At 67.9% G+C, this 13075-nt stretch carries 10 protein-coding genes; 6 read left to right on the top strand and 4 right to left on the bottom strand.

Annotated features, from left to right (window positions below):
* Positions 1-36 precede the first annotated feature (36 nt).
* Both ACWF4Z_RS32695 and ACWF4Z_RS32700 read left to right on the top strand, forming a co-directional pair.
* On the top strand, positions 37-1575 hold the full coding sequence (locus ACWF4Z_RS32695) for a class I SAM-dependent methyltransferase (RefSeq protein WP_452247048.1): 1539 nt from the start codon (positions 37-39) through the stop codon (positions 1573-1575).
* Positions 1576-1838: 263 nt separating this feature from the next.
* Positions 1839-2855, top strand: coding sequence for a hypothetical protein (locus ACWF4Z_RS32700; RefSeq protein WP_452247049.1), 1017 nt, complete (start codon positions 1839-1841; stop codon positions 2853-2855).
* Positions 2856-3870: 1015 nt separating this feature from the next.
* Here ACWF4Z_RS32700 and serC read toward each other — a convergent pair.
* Positions 3871-4995 (bottom strand): phosphoserine transaminase, encoded by a 1125-nt coding sequence (gene serC, locus ACWF4Z_RS32705; RefSeq protein ID WP_452247050.1) that lies wholly within the window; start codon positions 4993-4995, stop codon positions 3871-3873.
* Between the two features lie 158 nt (positions 4996-5153).
* On the bottom strand, positions 5154-6017 hold the full coding sequence (locus ACWF4Z_RS32710) for a phytanoyl-CoA dioxygenase family protein (RefSeq protein WP_452247051.1): 864 nt from the start codon (positions 6015-6017) through the stop codon (positions 5154-5156).
* Between the two features lie 100 nt (positions 6018-6117).
* Here ACWF4Z_RS32710 and ACWF4Z_RS32715 point away from each other — a divergent pair, with 100 nt between their 5' ends.
* Positions 6118-6918 carry a helix-turn-helix domain-containing protein gene (locus ACWF4Z_RS32715; RefSeq protein WP_452247052.1) on the top strand — a complete coding sequence of 267 codons (801 nt, stop codon included), beginning with the start codon at positions 6118-6120 and terminating at the stop codon, positions 6916-6918.
* Positions 6919-6944: 26 nt separating this feature from the next.
* The gene (locus ACWF4Z_RS32720; RefSeq protein ID WP_452247053.1) at positions 6945-8324 is read left to right on the top strand and encodes a hypothetical protein; all 1380 of its coding nucleotides are present in this window, start codon (positions 6945-6947) and stop codon (positions 8322-8324) included.
* Positions 8325-8328: 4 nt separating this feature from the next.
* Here ACWF4Z_RS32720 and ACWF4Z_RS32725 read toward each other — a convergent pair whose 3' ends face one another.
* Positions 8329-9441, bottom strand: a complete 1113-nt coding sequence (locus tag ACWF4Z_RS32725; RefSeq protein WP_452247054.1) for a citrate synthase 2 — start codon at positions 9439-9441, stop codon at positions 8329-8331.
* Between the two features lie 95 nt (positions 9442-9536).
* On the opposite strand from ACWF4Z_RS32725, the gene ACWF4Z_RS32730 reads away from it, so the two are divergent.
* The gene (locus tag ACWF4Z_RS32730) at positions 9537-10208 is read left to right on the top strand and encodes a hypothetical protein (RefSeq protein ID WP_452247055.1); all 672 of its coding nucleotides are present in this window, start codon (positions 9537-9539) and stop codon (positions 10206-10208) included.
* 9 nt (positions 10209-10217) lie between these two features.
* A complete protein-coding gene (gene pdxH, locus ACWF4Z_RS32735; RefSeq protein ID WP_452247056.1) occupies positions 10218-10859 on the top strand; it encodes a pyridoxamine 5'-phosphate oxidase in 642 nt (213 codons plus the stop codon).
* Here pdxH and ACWF4Z_RS32740 read toward each other — a convergent pair.
* Positions 10808-12979, bottom strand: a complete 2172-nt coding sequence (locus tag ACWF4Z_RS32740; protein WP_452247057.1) for an MMPL family transporter — start codon at positions 12977-12979, stop codon at positions 10808-10810. The genes pdxH and ACWF4Z_RS32740 overlap by 52 nt on opposite strands.
* Positions 12980-13075 lie beyond the last annotated feature (96 nt).

The raw sequence follows: 13075 nt of genomic DNA on the forward strand, positions 1-13075 counted from the left end.
TTGTGATCCGGTGGAGCAGTCGGCGACAATGGCGCGATGCAGGCAGAGGTGCACACGGATCCGCTCGCCGGCGGTTCAGCCCCGGCGTCCCCGGGGGAGCCCGGCGCGTGGGCAGCGATCCGTACGGCGTTGCTGGACGAGACCGGTCTCGTCCGGGCGCTCGCGTCCGGCCGTCGCCGCGGCTTCGACCCGCCGGAGTACGTCCGGCTGGAGCTGCGGTATGTCGACCTCAAGGGCAGCCGCCACCTGCAGATCACCGAGTACGACGAGCGCCAGGCCCACACCCGCAACGTCGCCGCGACCGACCTGGAGAAGGTCGTCGACGAGCTGATCGACGTTCCCTACGGGACGTGGCACGTCGAGACGACCACCGAGACGCTGCGGCTGCGGTACACCAAGAAGGGCAAGGAGCTCTTGCAGCGGCAGGAGGACAGCCGCGAGCAGGAGACCGGCCACGACCGGGTGAAGCAGCGCGCTCTCGACGCCGACGCGCCGTTCCTGATCGAGCTGGGGATCAGCGATCACCAGGGTCGGGTGAAGCCGTCGCGACAGTCGAAGTACCGGCAGATCGACGAGTTCTGCAAACTGCTCGGGCCGGCCGTGGCCGATGCCGTCGCTGCGGGCCGGATCGCGACCGACCGGCCGCTGCAGGTCGTCGACCTCGGCTGCGGAAATGCCTACCTCACGCTCGCGGCGTATCACCTGCTGACCACGGCCGGCCACGACGTGCGGATGACCGGCATCGACCGCAACCCGTCGATCCGGAAGCGGAACACCCGAGTGGTCGAGGCGCTCGGCTGGCAGGAGCATCTGCGTTTCGTCGACGCGACGATTCAGGACGCGGAGCTCGACGTTCGTCCCGACGTGGTGCTCGCGCTGCACGCGTGCGACACCGCGACCGATGACGCGCTCGCCCGGGCGGTCGGCTGGGAGGCTCCACTGGTGCTCGCCGCGCCGTGTTGTCATCACGACATCCAAAAGCAGCTGAAGAGCGTCTCACCACCGGCGCCGTATGCGTTGATGACCAGATATGGCATCGTTCGTGAGCGGTTCGCCGACGTTCTGACCGATTCGCTGCGCGCAGCGGTGCTGAGACAGGTGGGTTACCGGGTGGAGGTCGTGCAGTTCGTGGACAGTCAGCACACGCCACGCAATCTCCTCCTCCGCGCCGCCCGAACCGGCGCACCACCCCCCGACACCCTCCACTCCGAGTACGAAACCCTGATCGCGGAGTGGCACGTCACCCCCCGCCTCGCCCAACTCCTCCTCCCGTCCACAAACCCTCCTGCACGCGAGCCGGAGGATCCTGCAGGGGAGCCGGCACACGGCCCGGCGGGCGAGCCCGCACAGCGTCTCGCGGCCGCGGACGCGACTGCGGCTGCGGCTGCGCTTGCGCAGCGTCCTTCAGACGGTCCTGCGCGCGAGCCGGCTGAGGCTCCTCCGGTCGGCCGGGTGGATGCTCCTGCGGACAGCCCAGTTGGCGATCCCGCAGACCGCCCGGGTGACAATCCCGTCGATGGCCTGGCGGGCCGAGCGGTCGGCCGCTCGGCGGGCGGGCCTGGGGCGGTGTCGTGAGCGGACTCCGGACGGGTTTGGCTCTGAGCGCCGCGACACTGTTCGCCGTGGCGGCTGCCGCGCTTCCTGCCCTCGGCTCGTCGACCGGTGCGTCGGCAGCTGATTTGTCCAGCACCGGTGTGTCGAGTGCCGCCGTGTCAGGTGCTGGTGTGGCGCGTGCTGCCGTGCCGGGCGCTGGTGTGGCGCGTGCTGGCGTGTCGGGTGCTGCCGTGTCGACCGCTGGTGTGTCGGGTGCTGGGGTGGCGCGTGCTGGGGTGGTTCCGGTGGCGGATCCGACGCCGGCGCCTAAGAAGCTGTTCACGATTCGGGATCAGCGGATCAAGGAGTCGTCGGGGCTGGCGAAGAGTGTGAAGCACCCGGGGATCTACTGGACGGTGAACGACTCGGGCAATGCACCCCGGCTGTACGGCATCGACACCACCGGCAAGGTGAAGGTCGTGCTCGGGTTCAAGGCCGACCTGAAGGACGTCGAGGCGATCGGCGTCGACGGCGATGGAACGATCTACATCGCGGACATCGGCGACAACAAGGCGAACCGCGACATGATCGAGATCTACACCCTCTCGGAGCCGGCGTCGCTGCAGGATCAGCCCGCCGTCAGCTACCACCGATTCGACTTCACCTACCCGGACGGTGCGCACGACGCCGAGACCCTGCTCGTCGTGCCCGATACCCACCAGCTGTACATCGTGACGAAGTCCCTCAAGGGCGCGGGTTCCATCTACGCGGCCCCGCCGGCGCCGACCCGCCAGGGGACGAACAAGCTGAGCAAGCTCGGCCCGGCTCCGTCCGGGATCATCACGGACGGCACGTTCCTGCCGGACGGTCAGAGCGTGGTGCTCCGCACGTACACGGACATCGCGACCGTGGCGTGGGGTGACACTCCGACCGTGGTCGCGCGCGGCGCCGTGCCGTTCGGTCAGGGCGAGTCGGTCGCCGTCGGTCCGACGGACACCACGGTCCTCGCCGGCAACGAAGGTGCGAACTCGGCGGTCTACCAGGTCCAGATCCCCGCCAAACCAACTGCTGCCTCGCCGCCACCTCCAGGCAAGACCACCGCAGCCGCCAAACCTCCCGCCGGCGCTGAAGCAGGCGAAGGCGACTCGAGCGGCAAGAGCCACAACCTCACCTGGATCCTCGTAGGCGCCGCCGTGTTCGCCCTGATCATCACCATCCTCACCTTCCCCCCAGGCCGCCGCGAACGCCTCGACCGCATGGCCGAAAACGCCCGCCTGACCGGCCAATCCCCCCCAACCCCCCACGGCCGCCACCACGCCTAACCCCGCCCACCCCCAGCGGACAGTCCCAACTCCAATCGGTCACCGCTCCGCGGCGGCTCCCCTGTTGCCACCTTCGGCGGGCGCCCGAGCTGCTGTCCCGATCCGACCTGGTCGGCGCGGGGCGCTGTGGTGTCGTGGTTCCGGGCGGTCACCGCTGCGCGGCGGCGGTCTTGTTGCCGCCTTCGGCGGGCGCGGGTGGTGGATCCGCCGCTCGGGTGGTTTGCGCGTGCGGACTGTGGTGGCGCGGTCTCCGGGCTGCGTGATCGTGCCAGTCGAGCTGGCGTGCCTCAAGGGCGCCTTCGGCGTCGCTGCGCGATCTCGACCCTTGACCCACACCACCCCGACCAGGAAAGACCGCAGCTATCCCGGAACCGCTGACCGGAGTGGTCGCGCGCCGTGTGATCACGGGTAGTGGATCGTGGTCGGGCTGAGGTGACGAGTGGTCGCACGCAGGGCTGATCACCCGGGTCGATCGGATGGGTTGACGGTGCGGCGTGGTGGCGTGCGGGGATGCTTGACTCGGCGGACTCGGCGGACTCGGCGGACTCGGCGGCCTCGCCGGACTCGGTGGAACCGCCGGACTCGGTGGAACCGGTGGACTCGGTGGAACCGGTGGAACTGGTGGGCCGCGGTCTGGTGTGGTGTGGGTGGGCCTGCGGCGGTGGACCGCGGTGAGGCTGGTGGTTCGGGATGCTGGTCGGGGAGCTGGGCGCCCCGGACGCTGGAAAATTCGAGGGATATCCCGTGAGATTGTCGGTTCTCCCACGGGGATTTCAGGGGAGAACCGACAATCTCGGCGGATAACCCATGAGCTGGAGGCTCGTCGCCGGCGGGAGCCCGGGGCTCGCGACGATCAGGAACCGGAACCACGCGGTCCCCGGATCGGGAGCACCTGGCGTGACGACCCTCGCGAAACTGCTGCCGGAGGGGGATCGAGCGCATCCTGCCGGGGTGGTGGGTGGGCGTGACAACGGCCGCCGGGGGTGTGCTCGGCGGCCGTTGGGGTGGGGCTGGGTTACTTGAGGTTGTCGACTACGTAGTCGATGGACTGGGTTAGTTTTTCTACGTCGTCGGGGTCGACGGCCGGGAACATGGCTACGCGGAGTTGGTTGCGGCCGAGTTTGCGGTAGGGCTCGGTGTCTACGATTCCGTTGGCTCGTAGGGTTTTCGCGACCGCGGTGGCGTCGATGGCGTCGTCGAGGTCGATGGTGCCGATGACGAGCGACCGGGCGTCCGGGTCCTCGACGTACGGCGTTGCGTAGTCGGACTTCTCGGCCCAGGTGTAGAGACGGTTGCTCGAGTCGGTGGTGCGGGCGACGCTCCACTCGAGGCCGCCCTGGCTGTTGATCCAGTCGGTCTGCTCCGCCATCAGGAACAGCGTGGACAGCGACGGGGTGTTGTAGGTCTGGTTCTTGCTCGAGTTGTCGATCGCGGTGGCCAGATCCAGGAACGCCGGGATCCAGCGGCCGGAGGCGGTGATCTCCTCGACCCGCGCGAGCGCCGCCGGGCTCATGACCGCGATCCAGAGTCCGCCGTCGGAGGCGAAGGACTTCTGCGGCGCGAAGTAGTAGACGTCGGCCTCGTTGATGTCGACCGGCAGACCGGCCGCACCCGAGGTCGCGTCGATCGCGACCAGCGCACCCGGGTCGGCGCCCTCGACCCGCTTGACCGGCGCCATCACGCCGGTGGAGGTCTCGTTGTGCGGCCAGGCGTACAGGTCGACGCCGCTCTCGGCGACCGCCACCGGCCGCGTCCCCGGGTCCGACTTCACGATGGTCGGGTCGCTCAGGTGCGGCGCGAGCTGCGCGGCCTTGGCGAACTTCGAGGAGAACTCACCGAAGCTCAGGTGCTGGCTCTTCTCCCGGATCAGCGCGAACGTCGCGATGTCCCAGAACGCGGTCGACCCGCCGTTGCCGAGCACCACCTGGTACCCGTCCGGCAGCTGGAACAGGTCGGACACACCCTGCTGTACCCGGGCCACCAGGTTCTTCACCGGCGCCTGCCGGTGCGACGTACCGAGGATCTTCGCGCCCTCGGTCGCCAGTGCGGCGACAGCCTCCGGCCGCACCTTCGACGGTCCCGCACCGAAGCGGCCGTCCACGGGCTTGAGCTCTGCGGGGATGACAATCTCGCTGGTCACCAGCGTCTCCTTCGTCGTCTGCGTTTCAGAAAGCCGACGACGCTGTCAGCGCACCCCATCTTGTCACACCGCCTCACGACGACCGCCGAGGGTCTCACCCGAGGAGCATGCGACTGCTCCCCGGGCGACCCCGCGGCTCGTGTTTCGCGGTGGCTCGTCTACTCGTGTTTGCGGGTGATGGTCTGCGTGCCGGTCAGTACGGCGACCGGTCCGTCCGGTGTGTCGGTCCACTCGCCGCAGGCTCCGCCGCCTTCGGCGACCTCGAGTGTCAGTTCGGTGCCGTCCATCCGCAGCGCCGGGTGGTAGTACGACGCGACCTTCTCGGCCTCACCCTCGATGTAGTGGCCGATGAGCGCCCGCCGGAACCGGTCCTCGGTGACGTTGGGGTTGCTGCCGTGCACGAGCGCGCCGTGGAAGAACAGCATGTCGCCCGGCTCCATCTCGACCGGTACGGCGGCCTGCGGCTCAGGCACCGGGACAGTCACGTCGGTGAAGCTCACCGTCGTGTCGGCCTTCTCGGTGCACAGGAGCGGCCAGCGGTGGCTACCCGGCACAACCTCCAGACAGCCGTTCGCCTCGTCTACATGGTCCAGCGCCATCCACGCCGCGATGCACGTCCCCGGCTCGGCCTTCAGGTAGAAGTTGTCCTGGTGCAGCGCCTGACCCCGTGAGCCCGGCGGCTTGAAGTAGATCATCGTCTGCACTGCGTACGGCGACCTGCCGAGCAGGGCACGGATCACCTCGTCGATGCGCGCGTCGATCATCCACTGCAGCGACGTCTCGTCCCATCGGTGCATCTGCGCCATCCGCGGATACCGGCGGAGCGGGTCGCGGTCGGTCCCGTTGTGGCCGGCGAAATCGTTCTGGTACGCGCCGCGATGCCGGAGCTCCATGTAGTGATCGCGCAGCCGTTCGGCCTCGTCGGCGCCGAACAGCCCCCGCACCAGCGTGTACCCGGTCTCGTCGAACTCTTCTTTGTACGCCGTGCCCGCCGACTGGTCGAGCTTGTACGAAACGCTCATCCACACTCCCGCGTCTCCCGAACTACTCTGCTTGTGACCACCAATTCTCCCGTCAGCGCGTACGACGGGCCACGGACGATCCACGCGAGGAGTTGAACTTTTGTCGCACCCAGCACCTCAACAGCCAGCGCAGCTCACCGCAGTCCACGACCCGCTGGCACTCACCCTGCTGACACCACCGACGTTCTGGCGTTGTGAGCCGAGCTGGTCCTGGACATCCCGTCCGCTCACCGACCACCTCCTGTGGTGTGTCCTCGACGGACGTGGCCAACTCGAACTCAAAGGCGAGCGGTACGAACTACACCCAGGCGTCTGCGCGGTCTTCGCACCAGGCGACGCCCCGCGCGCGACACACGATCCCCGCCGACGCCTGCTGGTGTTCGGCATGCACTTCACCGTCGCACCAAGAGGAGTGGCGCCGTCACCGCGGTCGGGCGAAGTGATGGACCGTGAACTGCTCGGTGTCCTCGCGCGCACGTGTGATGCGGCGTACCGGCGTCAGGACCCGCTCGGCCGGCGCCAAGCGGAACTTTGCCTGGAACAACTACTCACCGTGGTGTGGGACGCCGTACACAACCCAGGCCGCAGTGTCAGCGACGCCGCGGTCGACGAGGTCGGCCGGCAGATTCGGCAGGACCCCAGTCACGCGTGGACCGTTGCGGAGATGGCGACGCGAGCTGCGCTGTCCAGGGCGCAGTTCACTCGCCGGTTCGTCGCACAACTCGGCATGTCGCCGGCGCAGTACCTCATCCAGTGCCGCATCGACCGCGCTCACCAGCTACTGACCGAGAGCGGTATGACGGTCACGCAGACCGCCGCCGCCCTCGGCTACACCGACGTCCCGTACTTCAGCCGGCAGTACAAACAACGCACCGGCCGGACGCCGAGTCAGGATCGTTGAACCCGGCCCCTACTACCGTCCTGAACGTGCGTAAGCCCCACTACCTGATCGCAGCCGCGCTGACGGCCTCCGTTGCCCTCACCACACTCAGCCTGACCGGCGGACCGCTGCGTCACGCTGACGCCGCGCAGATCGCGCAGCCGCGCATAGTGCTGCCCCGGATCGAGTCCTACACCCCAGCGGACGGGCAGCGCGGATACCTGCGCCGGGCGGACACCAAGGAGCGCTTCATCCCGCGCGGAGTGAACTACATCCGGCTGAGCACGTTCCAGCTGGACGGCCAGGACCGGACCTATCACTCCACGTTCGAGCCCGGGCTGTACGACGCCACCCGGGCCGACGCGATGCTGGCGCAGCTCCAGCACGATCAGTACAACACCGTCCGGGTGTTCATCGACGCCGGCGACGGGTATCAGGCCGAGCACGGTCATCTGCACGGCATCGGCCGTGGCGCCGGTGACAACAGCAAGTACTACCAGCCGTACCTGGACAACGTCGGCGACTTCGTACGACGGGCCACGCAACACCACGTCTACGTGCAGTTCTCGATGGATGCGTTCCCGCAGAACGACTACTACCGCAACCAGATGGGCCCGATCGACCCGACCAAGATCTACGGCCAGAACCTGTACTACCTGCACCCCGGCCTGGTGAAGGTGAAGGCCGAGTACATGACGAACTTCGTCAACGGCCTGCGCGAGGAGGTCGGTGACGCGGGCATGTCCGGCGTGCTCGCGTACGCATCCGACAACGAGGCGTTCGTCGAGGGCAGCCAGCCGCCGTTCAGCCTCACCTCGGGCCAGGTCGCGACCGCCGACGGACTGTCGTACGACATGGGCGACCCGGCCCAGCGGCAGCAGGCGCAGGACGCGAACTTCGTGCACTACGCGATCACGATGGCCAATGCGGTCAAGGAGGCCGACCCGCAGGCGCTGACCACCATGGGCGCGTTCACGTACGCAGCGGTCGGTAAGCCCGGTCCGCAAGGGCTGCCGACGCATTGTTCGACCGACTGCAATCCGCAGGTGGACTACAGGTACCCGGTCCGCCTGGCGAGCCTTACCACCTGGGCGAAGCTTCCGTACGTCGATCTGCACCTCTACACGACCCCCGCGGGTCTGCAGCAGCAGCTGAACAGCATCGAGTGGGACCTGATCAAAGGCCCGGTCGTCGTCGGCGAGTACGGCGCCTACAAGCCGGACTACGACAACGACGTCATCAAGGCCGCCTACGGGATGCGCGACGTACAGCGCGCGACCTGTGCGAAGGGCATGACCGGCTGGCTGTTCTGGACCTACGACACCACCGAAGAAGCCGTGCAACGGCAGTTCTTCAACCTGGCCGACAGCGGCGGAGCGGTCAACGGCACCCTGGCGCCGATCGTCCGCCCCGACCCGTGCAGCTAAGAACCTAAGCCCACTTGGGATCCCAGCCCTCGATCGAGGTAGCCGGCCGCGTGCCGGGACCGGAGTAGATGGCGGACGGGCGAATCAACCGTCCAGTCCGCTTCTGCTCCAGCACGTGCGCACTCCACCCGGCCGTCCGGGCACAGGTGAACATCGACGTGAACATCGGCGGCGGCACCTCCGCGAAGTCGAGGACGATCGCCGCCCAGAACTCCACATTGGTCTCCAGCACGCGATCCGGCCGCCGCTCCCGGAGCTCGGCCAACGCGGCCTGCTCCAGCGCCTCAGCGACCTCGTACCGTGGCGCGTCCAACTCTCGAGCCGTACGACGAAGCACGCGAGCCCGCGGGTCCTCCGCGCGATACACGCGGTGCCCGAACCCCATCAACCGCTCGCCCGCATCCAGTAGGCCCTTCACGTACGAGCGCGCATCACCGGACCGCTCGACGCCCTCGAGCATCGTCAACACCCGCGCCGGTGCGCCACCGTGCAACGGTCCGGACATCGCACCGACCGCACCGGAGAGTGCAGCGGCCACATCGGCGCCGGTCGACGCGATCACTCGCGCTGTGAAGGTCGATGCGTTCATGCCGTGCTCCGCAGCCGACGTCCAGTACGCGTCGACCGCCTGCACGTGCTTGGGATCGGGCTCGCCGCGCCACCGGATCATGAACCGCTCGGTGATCGTGGTCGCCTTGTCCACCTCGCGTTGCGGCACCATCGGATGCCCGATGCCGCGCGCCGCCTGCGCGACGTACGACAACGCCATCACCGCGGCCCGGGACAAGTCCTCGCGCGCCTGGGTGTCATCGATGTCGTAGAGAGGTCGCAGACCCCAGGCCGGTGCGAGCATCGCGAGCGCGGACTGAACGTCGACGCGCACGTCACCGGTGTGGACCGGCAGCGGGAACGGCTCGGCCGGCGGCAGGCCCGGTGTGAACGCACCGTCGACCAGCAGACCCCAGACATTCTCGAACGGCACCCGGCCGACGAGATCCTCGATGTCCACGCCGCGATAGCGCAGCGCCGAACCTTCCTTGTCCGGCTCGGCGATCTGCGTGTCGAACGCGATCACGCCTTCCAGTCCGTGCTGCACCTCGGTCTTCGGATCTGACATGCCAGGCAGCATAGTTCTGTCCGGCGCACCCCGGACAGATGTGTGACCATGTCGGCACGTTCCGGTGAACTCCGAAGAGGTCTACTCTCGGCACCATGCCCGCCAAGCCCAACCCCGGCCTGGGCCTTGTGCTCGGGCTCGTGCTCGGTTACCTCGATATCGCCCTCGCGTCGTACGCCGCCAACCGGTTGGCGATCGCCCGCCAGGTGACGTTCGACACCGCTCTCGGCCATGGTCTGCAGTGGCTCGTGCTGCTCCTGGTCATCGCCCTCGTCAACGGTCTCCTGATGGCTCCCCGCAAGATCGGCGGCGGAGTGATGGTCGGCACCGGTCTGCTGATGAGCCTGTCCGGCCTCGCCGTTCAGCTCCTGCCGTTGCCCCGGGCGGTCGATGTGTCCAAGGTGTTCGAGCTGTTCGGCGACAGGTACTTGCCGTACCTGCTGCTGGACGGATCGGTGCTGTTCATGGGAGTGATCTTCCTGGTCGCCGGCATCGGGCGCTGGATCGCGGACGCCAAGCTTTCGAGCCCGTCAGGCCAGGGCCAGTTGCAGGGCTTCCAAGGCCAGCCGCCGATGTTCCCGGCGCACCAGCCCCAGCAGTGGGGCTATCCGGGCCAGCAGCAACAACCACCGCACCCTGGCCAGCCACAACAGCACCCGGCCCAGCAACCGCCGTACCCGGGCCAGCAACAACCAGGGCAGCAACCGCCGGGCCAGCAACAACCAGGTCAGCAACCGCCGTACCCGGGCCAGCGACCACCTCAGTAGGCTCGAGGGGTGGACCTTGCGGAGATGCGGCGCACGTACGGCCTAGGTGAGTTGCTCGAGAGTCAGCTGGACCCCAACCCGATCGCTCAGTTCCAGACCTGGTTGAACCAGGCCACCGAGGCCGGTCTGCCGGAGCCTAATGCGATGGTGCTGGCGACGGTCGGCGCCGACAGACGCCCGTCCGCGCGCACTGTCCTGCTGAAGCGGTTGGACCAGCGCGGCTTCGTCTTCTACACCAATCAGGAGTCCCGCAAGGCCGAGGACCTCGCGGCGAACCCGAACTGCGCGCTGGTGTTCCCGTGGCACGCGATGGAACGCCAGGTGCGCATCGAAGGCACGGCCACCAAGCTCCCGACCGAAGAGGTCGACGAGTACTTCGCCGGCCGCCCGCGCGGGTCGCAGCTCGGCGCATGGGCCTCACAGCAGAGCCAGCCGGTCGAGTCCCGCGAGGAGCTCGACCTGCAGTACGCGTCGTACGAGCGTCAATGGCCGGAGGGCACTGAGATAGCCACCCCGTACTTCTGGGGCGGCTATCTGATCGAGCCACAGGTGTTCGAGTTCTGGCAGGGCCGCACCGGTCGCCTGCACGACCGCTTGGTCTATCGGCGGGCCAGCTCATCTGTCTGGAAGGTGCTCCGGCTCCAGCCCTGAGAGTCACCCGACTCTCGCAGCCCGTGCCGCGACCACCACCGCACCAGCGGTGCCGGCGCCCACCAGTTCGCCCGTCCGAGCAAGCGCATCGTCGCCGGCACCAGCAGCGCCCGCACGATCGTCGCGTCCAGCGCGATCGCGATCACCAATCCGACCCCGATCATCTTCACGAACACGATGCCCGAGGTGGAGAACGCCGCGACGACGATCACCAGCAGCAACGCGGCGCTGGTGATGATCCCGCCGGTCCGCTGCAGCCCGAGCGCGACCGACTGCGTGTTGTCGCCGGTCCGGTCGTACTCCTCCCGGATCCGGCTGAGCAGGAACACCTCGTAGTCCATCGACAACCCGAACAGTACGGCGAACAACAGCACCGGATTGGTCGCGTCGAGGAACCCTGCCGGCGTGAAGTCCAGCAGCCCGGACAGATGCCCGTCCTGGAAGATCCACACCATCGCCCCGAACGCCGCCGACAGCGACAACACGTTCATCACCAACGCCTTCGCCGGCAACACGAAGGACCCAAAGGCCAGGAACAGCAGCACAAACGTGACCACCACGATGAACCCGGCCATGTACGGCGCCCGCACCTTCAACACCTGCAGCAGGTCAATTGTCCCCGCCGTCTCGCCGCCGACCTGGACCTCCGTCCCACTGGGTGCAGGGACAGCCCGCACGGCCCGTACGACGTCACGCGCGGCAAGTTCCTGCGACGTGAAGTGCGTGTGCACTACGACCTCAGCGACCCCGTTCTTGTAGCCGCCGACCCGCACGTCCTCGACGTCCGGGAGCTGCCGCAGCCGAGCCACGTACGGCGACAGGACCGCGTCCGGATCACCAGACTCGAAGGAGACTGCCGCGTAGATGTCCGATCCACCGGCGCCGGGGAAGTCCCGCTGCAGCGTCTCGGTCACCACCCGCGACGTCGCGCCGGCCGGCAACGACCGGTGATCGACCCCACCGAGCTGCGCGCCGAGAAACGGAATCCCCAGCACCAACAGCAACGGCACCAGTACGACGACGTACCGCACTGGACGCCGCATCACGCTGTGGGCCAGTCGATACCAAGCGCCGTGCTCGCTGCCGGCCTTGCGGGGCTTGAGGATCCGCAGACTGTTCACCCGATGCCCGAGGACGCCGAGCAACGCCGGTAGCGCGGTCAGGGCCGCGATCATCGCCACAGCGACCGCGGCGACCCCGCCATACGCCATCGACTTCAGGAACATCACCGGGAACAGCGCGAGGCTGCTGATCGCCACCCCGACCGTGACACCGGAGAACGCGACCGTCCGCCCGGCCGTCGCCATCGTCGCGGTCAGCGCCGCCTCGACATCGTTGCCGCGGGCAAGTTCTTCGCGGAACCGGGTGACCATGAACAGTGCATAGTCGATCGCCAGTCCGAGGCCGATCATCGTGACGATGTTGATCGAGAAGATCGACACGTCGGTGATCGTTGACAGCCCACGCAACAGGACGAACGCGCCGAGGATCGCGAGCGCACCCACGAACAGCGGCAGGGCGGCCGCCACCAGACCACCGAAGACCACCACCAGCAGGACCAGCACGATCGGCGTCGAGATCGACTCCGCCGTCACGATGTCGTGCTCGGTCTGGGTGTTCACCTCGTCGAAGACCGCGACCTCGCCGCCGACCTTAGCGTCCAGCCCCGGCGGTGGGGTGCGGACCTGATCGGCGATCGTGTGGAAGGTGTCCAGCCGCTCGTCCTGAGTCGAGCCGGCCAGCGTCAGGACGGCGTACGTGCTGTGCTGGTCCGTGGAGACGAACGCCGGCGACTTCGTACTCCAGTACGTCGCTGTGCTCGTCACCGCGGTGGACGGCAGGTCGGCCAGATGCTTCTCGACGGACTGCCGGAAGGCGGGATCCGCGATGGTTCGGTCCGAGCGGTAGAGCACCACCACGTCGGTGCCGGTGCGGCCGATGTTCTGCTCGATCGTCGCGACCGCGTGGGCCGCCTCGGTGTCCGGCGCGTCGAAGCCGCCGTTGGCCAGCGAGCCGAACACGCCCGTACCCCAGGCCAGGCCGAGGACGACGAAGACACCGGTCAGCGCGAGCACCAGCCGGCGGCGCCGATACGTGAAGTGGCCGAGCGTCTCGAACACGAAACTCTCCCAGGGCGTTAGATTGAAGCAGCGGACAGCGAGTGAACAGTGTTAACTGTTAACACTGTAAACGTCCGCCCTGAGGTCATGTCAAGG

Source organism: Kribbella sp. NPDC055071, assembly GCF_053608045.1.